We start from the raw sequence: 20038 nt of genomic DNA, 5'->3' as shown, positions 1-20038 counted from the left end.
GGTAGGGAGGTAGGGTATACTACTGTTTACAATTACGTCGTTTTGCTTTTACGAATAATCTGTTGGGTCAAACGATCCAAAATAATAGCTAAAATAACGATGGCAAGGCCGGCTTCAAAGCCTACTCCGGTATTACCCTGCGTTACAGCGCGATAGACATAAACACCGACCCCTTGTGCACCGATCATCGAGGCAATGACAACCATCGACAAAGAGAGCATAATCGTCTGGTTGATACCAGCCATAATAGTCGGCATAGCAATCGGGAGCTGAAGCTTGATCAGCTTCTGGTACGGCGTAGAGCCGAAAGCGTCTGCTGCTTCGACAAGCTCCTCTGGAACCTGGCGTATGCCAAGACTTGTCAGTCTTATCGTCGGCGGAATCGCAAATATAATAGATGAAATGACGCCCGGTACAACGCCAAGAGAGAAAAAGGTGACTGCAGGAAGCAGATAGACGAAGGCAGGCATCGTCTGCATGAAATCCAGCACCGGTGTAACGATCTTCTGAACGCTGCTGTGTCGTGCGCATAGAATGCCCATTGGCACGCCAATCAGCACCGATATGAAAGCCGAAGTCAAGACGAGCGCGAGTGTCTGCATCGTTTGGCTCCATAGGCCGAGATTCTCAATAATGAGCAGACCAATAAGCGTAAATAATGCCATTCTCCATTTGCCGATAAACCATGCGACAAGCGTGAATAGTAAGATGAGAACGAGAGCGGGGAACCAGTTAAGCGCTGTTTCCAGCCCGTTAACGGTTTCGCCGACTAGCAAACGAATGAGTTTGAAGAAAGGCTCGAAATGAGTCTCAAGCCACGTCTCAAGCCATTCAATCCAATCCGCTAATGGAATTTTAGGCAGATTCATGACTAGCACCTGCCTCTAATGATGAATTTCCAGACAATGCGGCAAGAACCGCACCTTTTATGACAATACCTTTTAGTCGACCGTTGTCATCGATAATCGATACAGGAAACTTGGATAAGCTCATTAATTCGAATAAATCATTAAGCATCGTGTCAGGCGAAGCGAAGGGTGCCTCTCGCTCCATGGCATCTTCAAGCTTTAGCCCGTTTTTTATTGCATTCGCCGCGTCCTCAGCTGTTACAACACCAAGCAGCCGCATGCCCTTATCTACGACATATAAGCTGGAAACACCTCGATCACGCATGAACTGCAAGGCTACGCGTGGACCTTTCTCAATGGTGATTGTCTCAGGCTTGATCATGACATGCGAGGCAGTTAGTACCTTGGATAGATCGACGTCTTCAACGAAGCGTTCTACATATTTGTTTGCAGGCTGCATCAATATTTCTTCGGGAGACCCGATCTGTACGATGCTTCCATCCTTCATTAATGCAATTTGGTCACCAATACGCAGTGCCTCATTCAGATCATGCGTAATGAATACAATTGTTTTTTTCATTTTGGATTGGAGCTCGAGCAGCTCGTCCTGCATATCCTTGCGAATGAGCGGATCGAGTGCACTGAACGCTTCGTCCATGAGAAGCACATCAGGATCATTAGCAAGTCCTCTTGCCAAACCGACACGCTGCTGCATGCCGCCGCTCAATTGATCGGGATAGCTGTCTTCCCAACCTTTCAGTCCGACCAGCTCGAGTGATTCCATGGCCATTGCTTTGCGCTTCTTTTTGTCGATGCCCTGCACCTCAAGTCCGTATTCAATGTTCTGAATGACGGTGCGGTGGGGGAACAGCGCAAATTTCTGAAATACCATGCCCACGTTTTTTCTTCTGAACGTTCTTAGCTGCTCTGCAGACATCTTCAAGACATCCGTTCCGTTGAATAAAACTTGGCCTATCGTTGGCTCAATGAGCCGGTTGAGAAGCCTTACAAGTGTCGACTTGCCGCTGCCGGACAAGCCCATGATGACAAATATTTGTCCTTCTTCAATGGAGAAGCTTGCTTGGTTAACCCCAACTGTAAGCTTCGTTTCTGCAAAAATCTTTTCTTTAGACCATCCTTTATCCAGCAGCGGGATCGCCTTTTTCGGATCGGCTCCGAAAATCTTGGTCAGCCTCTTGGCTTCTATAATCGCCATGTTGTGCCCCCTTGTGGAATATTTCGACTCCCATAAGTTTAGTTGGTTATGTTTGTAATGGTCAAAAGGCGTAAGCCTGCGTATAATTCGTACAGTTATAACTTTACGTACTTTACATACAGTATACTCCATATAACTCCCTTTTTCGTCCCAAAGGCTTTCTTTACAGATAGATAGACCTTTGATTACAATAATCAATGTAGGCATGATAGGGGGCACGACACTCCTCAGGAGGAAAGAGATGAACGAACTTGCAGCATTAACCGAAGAGCAGCTAGCAAAGCTGCAAAACACACGCCGCCGTGTCATTGAATCAATCGGGAAAAACATGGACTTGTACGGTATTACATTATCTATTGGCCATTTATATGGAAATATGTATTTCAATCGCGAACCGGTTACGCTTGACGATATGAGCCAGACCATGGGAATGAGCAAGACGTCGATGAGTACAGGTATGCGGACGCTGCATGACCTGAAGATGATTAATAAAGTATGGGGCAAGGGCTCGCGCAAAGATCTGTATGAAGTAGAGCCGAATTGGCATCAGAACTTTACCGATTTCTTCTCAATTAAATGGAGAAAAGCTGTAGAGCAGAACATGAGTGCCTTAAATCGCTCCATGAAGGAAATTGAAGCGTTGAAGCAGCAATATGAAGGAGATCAGCCTTTCCTTGATGTTTTGACGAACGATGTAGAGAAGATTGACGAGGCACTGAGGTACTACAGATGGCTGGATCGTTTAATTGATTCTTTTGAAACGGGCGACATTTATACCTTTATACCGAAAGAGGAATAGCAGCTGTTATAACAAGATTCGCAGCAGTATGATGTGCGGTGGTCTAGGCGCGAGTGCCTAGGCCTTTTTTTCTATTTCTAAAGACAATTCAAGCGAGGTAAGGGATGAAATAGATGCCCGCGATATGATAAGCTTGATGGTAGAACGATAGGGTAAGGAGACGACCAACCAATGGACAATCACTTACGTACGGAACAAGTGCCTATGCTCATCCTTAATGGAAAAGTAGTGTTGCCGGAAGAGGTTACAGATACTGCAATCGCTGTGGTTGAAGGGAAAATCGACGCATTCCTGCAAGGAGAAGATGATGTGAACCATTGGCTTAGTCAGCATGCGGACGCATCGGTTATCGACGCAGGAGGGCAGTATGTGCTGCCGGGGTTCATTGATATTCATTGCGATGCGATTGAGAAGGAAGTACAGCCGCGTCCAAACACGTTGTTTCCACTTGATATGGCTCTAGTCGAGTTCGAACGGAAGCTGCCCATACACGGTATTACGACAATGTATCATTCCTTATCGCTTGGTGTTGGGCTTAGTTTGCGAGGTGATCATTTGCTTACAGGAATGGTCGATCATATTATTAACTATCGGAGCAAACGATCAGTTGTTCGCAACCGCATTCATTTGCGGTTTGAGGTATCACATCTCGCTGGAATGCCGATTGTTGAGAGTCTATTGAATGAGAAAATGATCGATTATTTATCCTTCATGGATCATTCACCGGGACAAGGACAGTATAGGGAGCTAGGCTCATTCGAGCGCTATGTGATGAAAAACCAAGGTGTTAGTCAAGACGAGGTTAAGGTAATCGTTGAGGAATTGATTATGCGCAGGCAGCAAGTCAATGCTGATCAACTGATACAACTAAGCAAGCTTGCTGCGAAGCAAGGTATTGCGATTGCATCGCATGATGATGATTCTGCTAAGAAGGTGGACGAATCGGTCGGATATGGTGTATCCGTTTGTGAGTTCCCGATTAATATGGAAACGGCTAAGTATGCGATGGAGCAAGGTTTGCATGTGTGCGTGGGAGCTCCGAACGTAGTTAGAGGGGCATCTCACGACAAAAATTTGCGTGCTGTCGATGCGATTACAGCAGAAGCTGCGGATATTTTATGCTCGGATTATCATCCCTCATCGATGCTTGCTGCCGTGTTCAAGCTTGCGAAGCTAGAAATAGCTGCTTTGCCTGCTGCGGTGAGGATGGCGACGCTTCATCCAGCACAAGCGTTGGGCGTTGCGGATGAGCTCGGTTCAATCGAGCTAGGCAAAGCAGCAGATCTTATTGTTGTTGATCATTACGAGGAAATGCCCTTGGTAACGAATACAATTATTGGAGGACATATCGTTTACCGCTCATCTGTACGCTATTAAGCCCTAGTTAGCCTGCTCGGAGTGATGAAGATGCTTGAATAAAGATTCGACCATTCTGCCTTGCTCTGGCTCTGAGGATTCTTGCCAAATCATCTCGAATAGAACGCCAAGACCGGGCAATGCACGCTCATCGGCACCTACTGAATCTTCAATCACCTCAGATAATTCTTGAGCTGAATTGTCTTGCACACGCCTTACAATCGCTTGGCGCAAATCAATAACTTCCATACGTAATAACCTCCTGGCACATTCAAATTTACTTATATACTATGTCCATCGGCGGCTGCTTTCATTCGAATAAGCAAGCTATGGTATACTGTGTAGAACACTTTAGCAATCATCCGGTAAGGAGGGTTTGGTAAGATGGCTAAGAAGCAGTACGCGGTAATTGGGATGGGGCGTTTCGGCTCAAGCGTCGCGAAAGCGTTGACGGATATGGGCTTCGAGGTGCTTGCGATTGATTCGAATGAGCAGCGTATTCAAGAGGTTGTGAATACAGTAACGCATGCGGTATCTGCCGACTCGACAGACGAGGAAGCGCTTAGAGCACTAGGCATTCGTAATTTCGATGTTGTCGTAGTTGCGATTGGTCAGGACATTCAATCCAGTATTCTGACGACGCTTATTCTCAAGGATCTTGGCGTCAAAACTTTGATCGTTAAGGCACAGAATGAGCTCCACGGCAAGGTCGTCAATAAAATAGGCGCCGATAAAGTCGTATTCCCCGAGCGGGATATGGGTTTGCGGGTTGCACATCATCTGGTATCGCCAAATATACTTGATTATATTGAAATCTCAGATGATTACAGCATTATTGAAATTAAGGCTCCAGCTCCTATGATTGGACAGAGCTTGAAACAGCTTGATATACGCGCTAAATATAAATGCAACGTCATGGCGATCAAAAAAGGCTCAAACATGAACATCGCTCCTTATGCAGACGACTTAATCAATAAGGACGATATTCTGGTCATCGTTGGCAAAAATTCGGATTTAACAAATTTAGAAATCGCATATTCGGAAGGTTAATGACAATATGAATGAAAATTTCGATCCATTGCTCTCATCGGTTCAGAATGACAAGGTAAAACAGTGGGCATCACTGCTCGACAAGAAAAACCGCGATCGCAGCGGGCAATTCCTTATTGAAGGCGTTCACCTCGTACTAGAGGCGCTTCATGGAAATGCAAAAGTGCTGACAATTGTATATGATACGGAACGTGGTATTCCTGCGGAGCTCATGGTGGAGAGGGAAACCAATGATTCTGCTGCAACACTTGGACTCGAATGGGTACAAGCCTCACCGCAAGTCATGTCAAAATGTACAGGAACAGACACTCCGCCACCTGTATTCGCTATATTGTCCAAGCTATCTTATGACCAGTCTGCACTATACCGGAAAGGTGGACTTGTCGTGGTGTTGGACGGAGTGCGCGATCCGGGCAATGCGGGTACGATTATTCGCAGTGCTGATGCGGTTGGCGCAGATGCCGTAATTCTCGGCAAAGGCTGCGTTGACCTCTATAATCCAAAGACCGTGCGATCAACGATGGGCTCTATATTCCATTTGCCGATTATCGAGGCAGATCTGAAGGAGCTTCTCCCGCAAGCGAAAGCTAAAGGCATGAAGCTGGTCGGCACCAGCCTGCAAGCAAAGCATACATGCTACGGTTATGATTGGACGCAAGGGACTTGGCTGCTAATGGGGAGCGAATCCGAGGGACTCTCGCCCGCTGTTCGCGAGCTGATGGACGAAGCGGTCATTATTCCGATGACGGGGCAAGCGGAGTCTCTTAATGTTGCAATGGCGGCCACGGTGCTGCTTTATGAGAGTTTGAGGCAGCGGCGGTTTAGTAAATAAACGCGTTTAGATGTGGTTTATAACAACAATTGAGACTATTTATAATCGTAATTGAAACAAATTATAACGTCTGCAAACGACTGTAACTCTTTGTATATCAAAGGTTTAAGAGAAATTAGTTCTAATAGAAATCAATTTTATTATAAGGCATACAACCAATGAACTAACTTATTTGCACACGCCACAAGAGCTACCTTGTGAGGTTTTCCTTCAGCTCTTTTGCGTTCGTAAAACTCTTTTATCCGCGTGTTGCGAGAGCGGATCAGGCCGCACTGTACCGCCATTACAAGTGCGTATCTAAGCTGCCTGGAACCACGTTTGGTGATTCGATTACGTGTTGCTGTAAACTTGCCAGAAGCAAAAACACTTGGGTCTATTCCTGTAAAGGCTACCAGTTTCTTTGGATGATCAAACCTGTCGACTTCTCCAATTTCCGCTAAAATTGTTGCAGCAATTTTAGGACCAATGCCGGGAATCGACTGGATTAAATCATACTCTTCAATCTTAGAAGCCAGGGCATCTATGGTCTGTTCCAACACAGAAAGATGCTCTTGGTACTGAAGGATAAGGCTGATCATGATCTTAAGATTAATTAATTGGCTCTCATACATCGTTTGCTGAAATGGGTTTCGCTTTGCAGCTTCCATCAACCGTTGAACTCGTTCATTTATCCACTTTTCTGATCGTCCACGTTTTGAAGTTAAAAGAGCATTGATTGTGATTTTAAGCTTCTCTTCACTGACTTGTAGGACAGAGGTTGAAGTCGGAAACTCTAGTAAGAAGCGAAGGGGAACGTTAGAATACATAGCCCCGAAAACACCTTTGTACGCCGGTAAAACTTGATCCAGAACGACTTGGAATTGAAGCTTCGTCTGGACGCACATTTTGGAGAAGGACTCGTGTTGACGCGTCAGATAACGCATATTAAGCAGTTGCACACCTCTTTTTTTGAATGGCTCGAATTCCTCCCTATAGTAAAGCTCGCCCAGAAGATAAGCGTCAGCAGCATCTGTTTTCACTTTGCGAAGATTGGTTTTTCGAAGCCGATTAGAAATGAGCGGATTGAAAACGATAAATAAATAGTGATGCTCCTCTAGAAAATGAACAACAGGGCTTTGATAGTGCTCGGTTGCTTCCAAAATCAATGTAGGTCGATGACCCGATTCATGTTCGATGACATGAATAGCTTGAAGCAATATTTCGAGACCATCCCGTGTATGTTCGAAATGGAATATCCCTCGGTATGGTTTTCCGCGATCTAAGAAAGCCTGTCCGTGGCTTTCTTCTTTAGATATGTCTAGCCCTATAACAGAGTTCATTTTATCTCTCCTCGAAGTAGATTTACCGGAAGCCCCTATGAACCTCCTTGTCGCTCCATAGCATCGCATGTGATACGGGATCTATGTCCCAACCAGCCTCAATCATGGTCATGACAAGTAGGGGTGAACATTATAGCGCTCGGGATCAAGTCCCACGGGCAGGTACGTTCGACCCGGCTACTCTAATCCTCTAAGCAAATGCAAAAAGAATCAACCAGAAAGAAATGGTTGATCTCATAATACGAACGGGCAGATTACGTTAATGAAGGAATTATAGGAGTTCATCCCAATTTATGAGCTATACCACTAGAAAGCAGGTTTATATATGAAAAGTGATCATTTGTTAAAACTTCTGCATGATGAGAAATTACATACCGTTGGTCCATTTCAAGGAATGTCTCTACAATTTGATTTGATTCATATTCGATCCAATCTGCTGCCATATCGGGATCCATGTTACCATGTACCACATTTCCGATAACACTGTCTAATTCAGTTGACGCTTTGTCTAGCTCATTGACTCTTTCAGGCACACCGAGTGTTAAAGCCTGGTCGACATATCTATGTTTGTATTGATTGGCGTATGTATGCGGATATGGTCATGTGGCTTCGAAATACGGGGTTTATTGTTAAGAATTGCATTGTGTGGGACAAGGAACATATGGGTATGGGCTGGCAGTATCGATTTCGTCATGAATTTATCATATTTGCAGTAAAAGCAGATAAACGTGTTAGAAGGATATCTTCCCGAAAACAGACGGATATATGGCGTATACCACGGATTCACGGGAACAAAACGATTCATCCAACTGAGAAACCTGTGGCTTTACTAAAGGAGATGATTGTGAACAGCACCGAACCAGGCGAATTGATGGTTGATTTTTTTGCAGGAAGTGGTGTTGCTGAAGAGGCAGCTTGGAAAGCTTTTGAGATAGACTTTAGGTGGTTTGAAATCTGTAAGAATCGTATACAAAATGTCATAGAACTGCGGAGTTAACTAGGACGTGTCTGAAAACTCATTACTGAGTTAATTTGAAAATCGCAGCTAAGTAAACAAACGACAAGAATGATCGGGCTAGCTTGTCGTAACGAGTAGCCACGCGGCTAAAGTGCTTGATTTTATTGAAAAACACTCAACTACGTGGCGTTCTTTATACAATTGTAATTAACTTTTCATGGGTTTCGGCTATTCGTTTTAGGTGGAATAACATAGGATGTCTGTTTATCCGTAATCCATTTCCGAATAGCTTCTGAGCCATATATTTATCGCCAAGAATATGGCTTCCCGTAATATCAAATTCCTGAAGTAAGCCTATCGCGGGAACGGAATCATAGATTTGACCGCCCGTGAGAAAAAAGGCCAGGGGAAATCCTAATCCATCGACTACAGTATGAAGTTTTGTTGTCTTTCCACCACGACTGATACCGATATGTTGATTTACTTCGTGTCCTCTGCGTTTTTTTACACTAGTACTATGTTAATGAGCTTTAACCGATGTTGAATCGATGCTCAGGTTTTCAAAATCAGGTCTTACGTGATGCGCTTGGCAGATGGCGACAAGTAATTCCGTATCTCTCCATTTACAAAAACGGCTGTAGGCCGTCTTCCATGAGCCATAGCGTTTTTCCGGCAAATCATGCCAAGCGGACCACTGCAAACAATCCAAATAATGGCATAAAATATCGTGCAATTTCTTAATTTTGACGGACGTCCTGTTCGATAGGGAGGAAACATATCCTTAATTTGTTCCCATTGTTTATCGCTTAGTTCATACCGTCTTTGAATCATCATTGATGCTCCTTTCGTTTTCCTCAAATCTTAGCATAAAATTCTTTATTTTTCAGACACGTCCTAGAAAACAATCAATAAGATCTTTGAATTTAGATGGGATATCCCTGATTAGAGTTATCAAAGTTAAAGACCTATTTGTTATTTGGGTTTCCAATCTATTGCGGAATGCTTTTATCGTAGAACCTCTTCTATTGATAGAATTTGTCATTAAACTTCGCACATAACTTGAAAATATATAATCACATGAAAATACATACATTTACTTAACACAAAACGTAATATTATGCAATGTAACGAGAGAAAATAATACAATTGACAAGTAATGGCTGATCTAATGTATATTATATGTTAGAAAACATAACATGTAGTATTGGAGGAGTTTGATGTGAAGTATAAGTTTAAGAGTAAATTTGTATTTGTAGTAAGTATAGTTATAGCCATATTAATTAGTAATTACATATCTGTGAATGCTGATAACATGAATGTGATGAATGACACAGAGATTTTAGCAAATAATGTATCTGCTACTAAAAGCAATGCATTAGTTTCCGGAGGAGGCCATGTATTGCAGCTAAGGCCAGATGGAACTGTTTGGAGCGTTGGTCAGAATGACGGTGGACAACTTGGTAATGGAAACTATTCTAATCAAACCGAATTTGTGCAAGTTAAAGGATCAAATGGCATTGGTTATCTATCTAACGTTGAGATGATTGCAGCAAGTTCTTCAGGTGATATGATAGGGAATTCCATTGCTTTAAAAACAGATGGAACAGTATGGACTTGGGGATATGGAAATGATGGTCAATTAGGTAATGGGTCAACATCTACTACAAACATCCCAGTTCAGGTAAAAGGTATGGATGGCGTAGGTTTTTTATCGGATATTGTATCAATAAGCATGGGAACGAGATTTGCAACGGCTCTAAAATCAGATGGAACGGTCTGGACATGGGGATATAACTATCTTGGTTTAGGTGATGGGACTTCAGTAACCAAAAGAACAACACCAGTTCAAGTAAAAGGTCCTTCTGGAGTAAGTGTGCTATCAAATATTATTCAAATCGCATCTAGCTCATCACATTCATTGGCATTGAAATCAGATGGAACTGTATGGTCCTGGGGAGCTAACTCATCTGGCGCATTAGGAGATGGAACGACAGTTAGTAAGAATACACCTGTACAAGTAAGAGGTTTAGGTGGGAATGGGAATCTATCTGACATTACTTATGTATCAACAAGTAATGGAGGTAATAACATTGCATTGAAGTCAGATGGGACTGTATGGTCTTGGGGTAGTAATACATCAGGGGTATTAGGAGATGGAACTACTCTCAACAGAACGTCCCCTGTTCAAGTTAAAGGACACGGAGGAGTAGGTGTTCTTACTGACATCATTTCGATAAAAATTAGCACCTTACATAGTTTAGCATTAAAAGCTGATGGTACAGTATGGAGTTGGGGGGGGAATAGTAGTTACCAACTAGGAATTGGTTTTGCAGGTTCATCACACACACCAGTCCAGGTTAAAGGTGAGAATGGATTGGGTGCCTTAAATGATATAGTTTCAATACATACAGGTGAAAGAAATTCAATGGCTGTAAAGGTTGATGGTTCTGTCTATCTATGGGGTGATAATAACTGGGATTATATATATACCGGAAACCGAATCATAACTCCACAAATTAAATCTATAGAAGTAGAACAAGCTTATAGTCTTAATCAGGTTGCTGGTGATTACTATACTTCTACTACGCCTAAAAAATATATTGGTAATGTTGAAATTAGCAAAATGTTAATAGCAGATATCGAATCAGGTGCTAGTCATACATTGGCTTTAAATGCAAAGGGAAATTTGTTGAGCTGGGGCACGAATGAAAGTTTTCAGATAGGTAATGAGATGAATAATTACAATAATTTGGCGAACGAAGTATTGGGAATTGATAAAGTTAAGAATATAGCTGTTGGAAGTAATCATTCCGGTGTTTTAAAATCAGACGGAACAGTCTGGATTTGGGGAAAAATCCAATTGGGTATTCCAGGTGAAATTTCTACCATTAATAGAAGTAATCCAATACAAGTTAAGGGTGCTGGGGGAATTGGATTCTTATCAAATATTGTGTCTATCAGCTTCGGAAACGATAGCAGTTATGCATTAAAAGCAGATGGTACAGTCTGGGCATGGGGTTCAAATATGCGTGGACAACTGGGAGATAATACTTTAATAGCTCGTAATGTACCTGTACAAGTTAGAGGTGCCGGAGGAGTAGGAGTGCTATCAAACATTGTAAAGATATCAGCAGGAGAAAACCATGTTATCGCTTTAAAGACTGATGGAAGTGTCTGGGCATGGGGCTCGAATAATTATGGTCAATTAGGTGATGGAACTTATACTAGTCGAAGTGTACCCGTCCAGGTAAAAGGTTTAAGTGGTATTGGAAATATTAGTGAGGTTAAAAGTATTGACGCAACTAGTTCACAAAGTTTTGCATTATTAGCCAACGGTACAATTCGTTCCTGGGGGAATAACGATTGGGGACAACTCGGTGATGGAACAAAGTCTACTAGAGTAACCCCTATTCAAGTATCAGGATTATCAAATGTTATTCAAATAAAATCAGGTTTTGACCATTCTATAGCTTTGAAAGCGGATGGAACAAGTTGGTCTTGGGGCGATAATACATTAGGACAACTAGGAGATGGAACCTACACTAGCAAAACAACCCCAGTGCAAGCAATTAGCAAGAATGGAATTGGGTATTTAACAAATATTAAAATGATATCTTTAGGGCAGTATTTTTCTGTAGCAGTTTCTTCAGATGGAATGGTGTATACATGGGGGGGGAACAATAAGGGGCAATTAGGGAATGGAAATATAGTTGCTTCTAACCATCCTGTTTCACTTTCTTTTTTTAATCAGAATGTAATGCAAAACAGATACGATGAACGTAATCGTCTAATAACTACTTATTTCTATAGTAATGGCGTTCTGTATTCTCGTAATTATACTTATGATGCTAATGGGAATTTGTTGCGAGTATATAATCAAATTGTTTGATTATAATCAAAACCTTGATGGAAGAAATCATTCCAATTTTCCTTCGTTAGGTAGTCAATGTTTTTAGTTAATGATAGGCACATTTTTCAAAAAATATTTAGTACGTATTTCAAGTAGCAAAATCCTTTCTAACATAGCACTACAATAAAGCATGGATAGAGTCATGGAGATCTATAAGAGTTCACATTTTGATAAATTCAGTCAGGAGTAAAAATATGGAAAAAATAATCTTAAAAGCTATTACATTGTTATTGGTATTATCCATACTGAATACTTCTTATCCAGTATGGGCAAATGAAAACAACCAACAAGTGGAAATAGTGAATAATAATACTCAGAAAACCGAAGATCCTGTTAAATTAATCCCTCCAGTTTTACAATCAACATCGGTAAGTGGAGCCGTATATGATAATGATTGGGTACTAACACTCCAGAAAATAAACCAAAAGTCTTTGGAGAATAGCCATAAGCGTCTTTATAAACAAAATCAATATGTCTATAGCAAACAAGAATTAGAAGAGTTTGTTCTTAATGGCGTAACGGAAGAAGATATCTATTTATCGGATCTAATAGGAAACGAATGGATGATAAGTCCATACGAATTAATTAATCGAAAAAGAGAACATAAGGAAACGTGGGATGAAATAGAAACAAGTTTGAGGCAAGAGAAAGAAGAAAAGCTTGCAGAACTCCTGCTTAGTAACCCAGATGCTGGACAGGCTCTTGAAAAAAAGAGTATGAGCACTGCAGAAAAGATAGGTATTTTGGAAGGTACATTAAATGATAGTGGACGAATAATTGAACAAACTATAGAGGAATATCAATTAAATGGCCTAAGTGCGTTAAACCAAAGAAATGAGAAATCTAAAGAAGAGCTTAATAGGGCTACTTTTTTAGATGAAAATCTTCTTGAACAGTCAGTAAGTGATTCGGTTTACATTCCTGAAGATTTTGTGGAGCAACCAGAAAGCGAACCTATACAACCATTTACCTTAAATAGATATGCAGAAGATTTAAATAGCATATACAACGGATTAATCACCCAGACACAGATTAATCAAACCAATAAACCTCAATATTCCGATCAAAACGGGACTAGTGAAATAATCGATCCATCTTCTGGTAAATTACTATGGAAGCAGAATAACATAAGCCTCCCTGGTAGAGATGGTTTGGATTTGAATATCGGCGTTATTAATCAATCAAACTACTCATATATGTATCAAAAAACATATGGCACATCAGGTGATTTAAAAAAAGCAAACTATTTACTATCAAGGTATGATCTTGGAGTGGGCTGGGCTTTTCAATTTCCATCTATTCAATTGGAAGAAGGCGGCTATCTTTATTATCATAAGGGTGATGGTGCTGTATTTCGTATTGATTTAAATGCTAATAATAATCCTGATAACGTTACACATTTAGTTGGTTACCAAGGAAAAGATATGAAACTTATGCAAGATACACAAGGATTATTTACAAATGGGCAAGTGAACTCTGCTTATTATCTGGAATATGCAGATAAGAAGAGGGAGTATTTTGCAAATGATGGAATACTCCTTGGTATTGTAGATCGATATGGTAACAACATTACTTTTCATCATGAGGACAGAACGATAAACGATCGAAAAACTTATAAAGTAATTTCGTCTATAACAGATTCCATAGGTCGTACTGTAACATTTACTTATGATACCTCATTACAAAATGATAATGAAACATTTAATGGTGAAGGTATCGTTGTAGCAGTCAAAGATTTAAATGGGATTGTAACACAAACTGTCACTTACATGAAATCGAGATCGAGTGATACTTTTAATGGGGTTTCAGATGGATATTCTCCGATCTTATGGTATATACAAAATCAAAATAATGATACTACCTATTTTACTAATGAGAACTTTCAAAACAATAAGTTTGACTACCTTCGCTCAGAAGACTCAATTTATGCAGGTTGGGTTACTTTACATCCTTTAAAAACAATATACAATTCAAACTCATATACACACTATCAATTCGAAAAGGTTACACGTCGATTAGGTAGCAATGGATTCAGTCAGGAATATAGAACAACATCAAGGAAAGATCAAATAAAGAGAAACGCTATTGCTGCTGGAAATTTCAATCAAGTCAATTATAACTATTCAGGGGATTACACTGGATTCAACCCAGCCAATCCTTACAGTAACCCAAGCAGTTTTTTATATTCAACTACCCAAACGGTAATAAGTACGTCACCAACCGGTGGAATGGCAACAACAATAAACTATAATAATATTGGACAAGTTACCTCTATTTCAACGCGTGCATCTAATGGTGAACGTAAATTAGTCAGCAATGTTGCTTTTGATGCAACCTATATAAGTATGCCTACCGTAATTGAAAACCGAATATATGAAAGTGATAACGATTCCAGTCCAAATGTACTATATATAGAGAAACAATACACTGATTGGGGAGGGGTTAAAAGTGAAACGGTACCATTAACACAAACGCAATATAATAATGCGACAACCAAAAGTAAATATACTACCTCTTATACGTATGATCCAACGTATTATTTTTTGATCACAAAAAGTGGTTATCAAAACGATAATATTCTCCAAACAGAGCGTTATGATTATTTTTCCAATGGTCGAATAAAGAGCTATACAAACGCAAAAGGTGAAGTGACCAATTTTTGTTATGAGGGTGTAGACAGTAGTGGCGGACAAACTTCTAACTGTTCAACTTCTAGCATGAATGTAGTCGGAAAAGTTACTAAAATCAAAACAACAAAAAATCTTGGAGAAGGTCAATTATCCATTAGTGAATTAATATTTAATTCATCCACTGTTTATGCCTACCCAAGTGAAGTAAGAAGTTATTTTACTATTAAGACCGTACCCAATATCACCCAACTGGTTCAGAGTTCAATGAACTACAATATGGGGAATGGTACTTTGGAAAGCGAAATAAACGGAGACGGTAAAGTTACATCATATCAATATGATGCACTTGGACGAACAACCATGATTACTTATCCGAGTTTTACTAATGCCAATGGCGTTGGTTACAATGTTATGGACGAAATAACGTATAGTAATTCAGTTATTCCTTCATCAGCAGATGCCTATAATGCATACGTATCATCAATACTCGTCAGTTCTAAACGTAAATATACTCAGAAATCCAACAATGTAACCACAGCATTTGCTGTCCAAAATGACTATTATGATGCTTTCGGCTTTTTGCGCTATTCGCAAAAATCTAACAATGGAGAAACTCAGACCACACAATATCGTCCAGACGATTTAACTAGGGCTGTCTATGCTATTGACCCGATGAACAACACGACAACAGTTACTTACGATGCTTGGGGTGCTCAAAAAGAAGCGATTGATATATATGGGAATTTATATGTATCAGAAAGCAACCTGAAATTAAGAAAGGAAAATAATTATTTTATTGCCGTTACGGATATCCCTGCTTATCGGGATAATCAAATTCTAAACAAAAATGCTTTGAAATCGAACTATATTGAACGAGATTACGATCAATGGGGACAATTATTAGTCAATAGGGTATTTAAAGACTGGCCTAATCAAACGATTCCTTTGACAGAATTGTATTCGTATGACTTAAGAGGAAATCTAATCACTTATACAGATCCCAAAAGGAATTTGAATAATGAGAGTGTCACTACGAAATATACGTATGATATTCTGAACCGATTGATTGAAGTTAAAGATGCTCTCGGACAAATAGTAAAGTACTCATACAATAAAAGTGGTCAAATAACGGATACTAGCACACACAGCAGTGAATTTGATTCACCGACGCTCGTCAACACTAAGAAATATAATGAATTAGGCGGACTAATCTACAAAGAAGACCCATCCTTTATTCGAGAAACGTATGATTATAATAACTTAGGTCTGTTACAGCAATTAACCGACCGAAATGGGACAAAATCCAATTATCAATATGATGAACAGAATCGACCAATTCTCCTCACATTAACACGTTCAGGCGCAGCTTCGGAGCAAGTCAAGTCGATTTTTGGAAGCAATGGCATTCGTTCTGATACTCAAGAGTATTATAAAAATGGTGTAAAATCATCTTCTTTGACAACACAAAAGGATTATTTAGAACGGCTAACTTCTATTCAAGTTCAAGGAGCTAACAATACATTTTCATCATCACTAGGGATTGAATATGACTTGAATAACCGTATTACTGAACTTAATATATCAGGTGGAGCATCAAACAGCTTTCATACTCAGTTCAAGTATGACAGACTTCAATTGGAGAAAGTACAGACAAATGGACAGCAGACTTTAAACAATTCTGATGCCGTAAACGTCAAATATACGTATTATCCAAATGGGCGAGTGAAATCTTTATCCTATCCGCCTTTAATGGATGGCTCTATTCTGAAAACAGAGTATGTGTATGATAAACTCGAGAGGCTTGACACCATAACGAATAAAAAAGGTAGTACTTTATTATCTTCATATAGCTATAAGTATGATAATAACGGAAATATTGAAACGGTTTTACAGTCAGAAGTTAATCAAATGTTAAAGGTCAAATCCTACACCTACGACAAGCTTAATAGACTTTTAACTATTACAAGCGTTGATAAAACAGTTGTCTATACTTATGATGTTCAAGGTAATCGATTGACATTAAGTGACACTAGTAATGTACCCTTAATTTTAGACGAGAGATCGTATGAATATGATCTACATAACAACTTAATTAAGAATACCAATGGGAATGAAGTAACGACATTTGAATATTCACCAGACAAACTTCGTTACCGGAAGGCAAAAGGATCAGATATAAAGCAATATCGCTATAATTTGAATAGTGAAGTAATCTCAGAGGTGAATGGGAATAATGTAGTAACAGCAAATTATGTCCGTGGGGATAGATTACTTGTCAAAAAGGACATAGCAATGAATAAAGATTATTATTATTTATACAATGGCCATGGTGATGTTATTCAGATGGTAGACACTAATGGTGAAGTTATTAATTCATACGAATATGATGAATGGGGAAAAATCACAAAAAAAACCGAGGGAATTGCAAATGAGTTTAAATACGCAGGTGAGATCTATGATGAGGAAACGGGTCTTTACTATTTACGTGCTCGTTATTATGATCCCAACGTTGGTAGATTTATTAATGAGGATACGTATGAAGGGGAGATAACGAATCCGCTTAGTTTGAATCTTTATACTTATGTGCATAATAATCCGTTATTATACATTGACCCTACAGGAAATTGGGCAACAGTGATTACAGCCAATTGGACTATTAATGAAATGAAATGGAAATATCAAGAGGCGTATGAACAAGGGAACAAAGAAGATATGCGTTATTGGTCAAGTGAAGCTAATAAGCTCAGGGAATTGATAAGAAATGCTTCATGGTTTAAGGAACAAGGATTAAATGAAAATGACATAATGCAGTCAACAGATAAAATGATTCCAGAAGATGTTGTAATGAAACTTGCAAGGGATAGCACAATTAAATGGATTGAGTCAGATGAAAATGGATTTGGATTGTATGCAAATGCTACAAAAGTAGCGGTTACATTTTTAGGAAGAGGAGCAATAAAATATGGAAATAAGGTTAGTATTACAGCAAGAGAGATAATTACAAAAACAAAAAAAGGAGCTATAAATAAAGAATTTCCTAGTCAGTGGGTAGATAAAACAATGGAGGAAATAGAAAGAGCAGCAAAACAGGGAGATAAAGATGCTAAGAAAGCTAAGAAATTGCTGACAGACAAACGATTTGATAAGACAGACAATAGAAAGTGAATAAATATTTATCTTTTGTTTGTTAACCTATTGGAGGTAGATTACTTAAATGGGAGAATTACTATCATTGATTTATAATTTTTTTCCTAAGGGAATTGCATTTAATGATGTCAGATACAAATTGAGTGAAGAATATAATAGGTTAAGTAGGAAAAGGAATGAGTTTAAAGGAAAAACTAGCTTGCTAGTAAAGGAAATAGAGAAATTACTACCTGAATATTCGGTGGTTGATTGGACGAATTTAGAAGAATACAATTGCATGCAATATAAAGTCTTAATAGCCAAGGATCAGAAAATTCTTGACGATGATGTAGAATTAATTAATGTGCTAGGGGGTAGACGGATTGATTTGGTGCTATATGTAAGCATTCTTGGAGATTTTTATTATTTTAATTATGTCAATACGAATTTAATTGAAGGGAATTGGCACTTTAGTAGCGTAAATGTAATAAATAAAGAAATGCAAAGAATATCAATCGAAATTGATTCGTTGATGAAAAGAAAAAAGCGTACCAAACTAGAAGATTTAGTTTGCAAAAGTTTTGTTCCTGATTTAGAAACTGAACTTTTGAATTTTGGAGAGGTAAGAGTGTTTAACTGTTTATTCTCTGAATTAGATACAATCTAAAACTTGAGGAACTACATGTGAGTATAACAACTCCATGTAGTTTCTTTTTTTGAATTTTCTTGATACGTCGTTTTATTGGAGGGATATTTATGATTGGTTTAGAATACATCGTAAATTTTACAACGGAACGTATAAAAAATTAGCTGAGAAGCTGGAGATTACACCATCTACGGTTACGGATTGAATTAGTAAGCGCAGAGCCATTCCAAATGCCAAGCTAGAAGTACTTTCACAAATATTTAGGATTGAAGTGGAGTTCTTTCAGAAGGAACTTACTAAGGTTGAAGAAATAGAATTACGACTCGACTATGTAAGACGTATATCTAAACGAGATTCGTTTGAAGTTGAAGATATTATTACAAACGATGATGGTTAGGAATATGAATATACAACTATAAATGAGCAAAAACGAATATAAAATATCCAATTGAGATTAAGCTAATTTAAACCGCTCACGAACAAGATGAAAAGGGATGCCTTTCTGAACACAGTCGTAGACAAACTGCAGGCGATCCATTTGAACTTGTTTGCGAACGGCACGCAAGCCATCGCCAAATGGACAGGGTTGCCCTAAGCCAGTGGTACAGTACAAATGCGTCCACGCAAGTAGCGCCCAGAGTCGAACAAAAGCAGTTGCTGAACGAACTTGGTACGTATCGAAGCCGAGGTTATTCTTGGACTGACGGAAAAGGATCTCAATCGGCCATCGTTTGCTGTAGTAAGTCGAAATCGTTTCCGTGTTCAAAGAGACATCGGTGCATAGAAAAGCTCGGAGTGCTTTCGGCACGCCAAACGCTTGCTCCGGCCAGCACAGAAGAACAACGGCGTTTTCAATCTCGTTCAAAGCGCCCTCATATCGGTACGTCCAGTAAGAAGTTTCGTTCACGGTCACAAGGCGAACGTCTTCTTTGCGCATATGAGCGGCAAAATCCTGTATCGAAATGCGGATGCCTTGCGGGTAGATGATTCGGTTTGTTTTAAGACCGCCAATCAAGTGGTATCCCACAGCGGGGTAACTGCCGATCACACGGGCGCAAGTAAACCAGGAATCGACCAGTGCATAACCACCATAGGGCGGAATCGGAAGCGTAACGGCCATGTCACATACGTGATCGATCTTTGTGTAGACCCTGCCATCGGGATGTGTTTTCGTTTTGTCGTATAAGTCAATGTGATGGATCAATGAGGTGTCGCTGCTTTGGACGACCGTCGCTTGAACCTGATGTCGGTTAAACTCCCTTATTGTGGACACTGCACCTCTTATTCAGTATGGATCAAAGGATTGCTTTAAATATCTCTCTTATGCTCCAAAATGGACGTTTTGATC

At 39.8% G+C, this 20038-nt stretch carries 12 protein-coding genes and 2 pseudogenes; 8 read left to right on the top strand and 6 right to left on the bottom strand.

Annotated elements, in window-relative coordinates:
• Nucleotides 1-32: 32 nt before the first annotated feature.
• Both FGT79_RS11795 and FGT79_RS11790 read right to left on the bottom strand, forming a co-directional pair.
• Complete coding sequence (locus FGT79_RS11795; protein ID WP_138752834.1) at nucleotides 33-869, bottom strand: ABC transporter permease; 837 nt, start codon at nucleotides 867-869, stop codon at nucleotides 33-35.
• Nucleotides 856-2064 (bottom strand): quaternary amine ABC transporter ATP-binding protein, encoded by a 1209-nt coding sequence (locus tag FGT79_RS11790; RefSeq protein WP_138752833.1) that lies wholly within the window; start codon nucleotides 2062-2064, stop codon nucleotides 856-858. The genes FGT79_RS11795 and FGT79_RS11790 overlap by 14 nt, the downstream gene beginning before the upstream one ends.
• Nucleotides 2065-2305: 241 nt before the next feature.
• Here FGT79_RS11790 and FGT79_RS11785 point away from each other — a divergent pair, with 241 nt between their 5' ends.
• Entirely contained in the window at nucleotides 2306-2863 is a 558-nt protein-coding gene (locus FGT79_RS11785; protein ID WP_138752832.1) for a GbsR/MarR family transcriptional regulator, read from the top strand.
• A gap of 171 nt (nucleotides 2864-3034) precedes the next feature.
• The gene (locus FGT79_RS11780; RefSeq protein ID WP_246096283.1) at nucleotides 3035-4240 is read left to right on the top strand and encodes an alpha-D-ribose 1-methylphosphonate 5-triphosphate diphosphatase; all 1206 of its coding nucleotides are present in this window, start codon (nucleotides 3035-3037) and stop codon (nucleotides 4238-4240) included.
• A gap of 3 nt (nucleotides 4241-4243) precedes the next feature.
• Here the strand turns inward: FGT79_RS11780 and sspI are convergent, their stop codons facing one another.
• On the bottom strand, nucleotides 4244-4468 hold the full coding sequence (sspI, locus tag FGT79_RS11775) for a small acid-soluble spore protein SspI (RefSeq protein WP_138752831.1): 225 nt from the start codon (nucleotides 4466-4468) through the stop codon (nucleotides 4244-4246).
• Between the two features lie 135 nt (nucleotides 4469-4603).
• On the opposite strand from sspI, the gene FGT79_RS11770 reads away from it, so the two are divergent.
• Both FGT79_RS11770 and FGT79_RS11765 read left to right on the top strand, forming a co-directional pair.
• Nucleotides 4604-5269 carry a potassium channel family protein gene (locus FGT79_RS11770; RefSeq protein ID WP_138752830.1) on the top strand — a complete coding sequence of 222 codons (666 nt, stop codon included), beginning with the start codon at nucleotides 4604-4606 and terminating at the stop codon, nucleotides 5267-5269.
• A gap of 7 nt (nucleotides 5270-5276) precedes the next feature.
• Entirely contained in the window at nucleotides 5277-6101 is an 825-nt protein-coding gene (locus FGT79_RS11765) for a TrmH family RNA methyltransferase (RefSeq protein ID WP_138752829.1), read from the top strand.
• Between the two features lie 140 nt (nucleotides 6102-6241).
• Here the strand turns inward: FGT79_RS11765 and FGT79_RS11760 are convergent, their stop codons facing one another.
• Complete coding sequence (locus tag FGT79_RS11760; RefSeq protein WP_138752828.1) at nucleotides 6242-7420, bottom strand: IS110 family RNA-guided transposase; 1179 nt, start codon at nucleotides 7418-7420, stop codon at nucleotides 6242-6244.
• A gap of 538 nt (nucleotides 7421-7958) precedes the next feature.
• On the opposite strand from FGT79_RS11760, the gene FGT79_RS11755 reads away from it, so the two are divergent.
• Nucleotides 7959-8417 (top strand): DNA-methyltransferase, encoded by a 459-nt coding sequence (locus FGT79_RS11755; RefSeq protein ID WP_138752827.1) that lies wholly within the window; start codon nucleotides 7959-7961, stop codon nucleotides 8415-8417.
• Nucleotides 8418-8439: 22 nt separating this feature from the next.
• Here FGT79_RS11755 and FGT79_RS11750 read toward each other — a convergent pair.
• Nucleotides 8440-9212 (bottom strand): annotated as a pseudogene (locus FGT79_RS11750) (IS5 family transposase).
• A 385-nt stretch (nucleotides 9213-9597) separates the two neighbouring features.
• On the opposite strand from FGT79_RS11750, the gene FGT79_RS11745 reads away from it, so the two are divergent.
• The 3 genes from FGT79_RS11745 (at nucleotide 9598) to FGT79_RS11735 (ending at nucleotide 18711) form a co-directional block, all read left to right on the top strand.
• Nucleotides 9598-12267, top strand: a complete 2670-nt coding sequence (locus tag FGT79_RS11745; RefSeq protein WP_138752826.1) for an RCC1 domain-containing protein — start codon at nucleotides 9598-9600, stop codon at nucleotides 12265-12267.
• Between the two features lie 215 nt (nucleotides 12268-12482).
• The gene (locus tag FGT79_RS11740) at nucleotides 12483-18083 is read left to right on the top strand and encodes an RHS repeat domain-containing protein (protein WP_138752825.1); all 5601 of its coding nucleotides are present in this window, start codon (nucleotides 12483-12485) and stop codon (nucleotides 18081-18083) included.
• A 49-nt stretch (nucleotides 18084-18132) separates the two neighbouring features.
• The gene (locus FGT79_RS11735; RefSeq protein ID WP_138752824.1) at nucleotides 18133-18711 is read left to right on the top strand and encodes a hypothetical protein; all 579 of its coding nucleotides are present in this window, start codon (nucleotides 18133-18135) and stop codon (nucleotides 18709-18711) included.
• A gap of 433 nt (nucleotides 18712-19144) precedes the next feature.
• On the opposite strand, the pseudogene FGT79_RS11730 reads toward FGT79_RS11735, so the two are convergent.
• Nucleotides 19145-19936 (bottom strand): annotated as a pseudogene (locus FGT79_RS11730) (transposase); the annotation flags it as partial.
• Nucleotides 19937-20038 lie beyond the last annotated feature (102 nt).

The organism is Paenibacillus sinopodophylli (assembly GCF_005930355.1).
GTDB lineage: Bacteria > Bacillota > Bacilli > Paenibacillales > Paenibacillaceae > Pristimantibacillus > Pristimantibacillus sinopodophylli.
The sequence above is the reverse complement of the archived record's forward strand: the minus strand, read 5'-3'. Positions and strand labels throughout refer to the sequence as shown.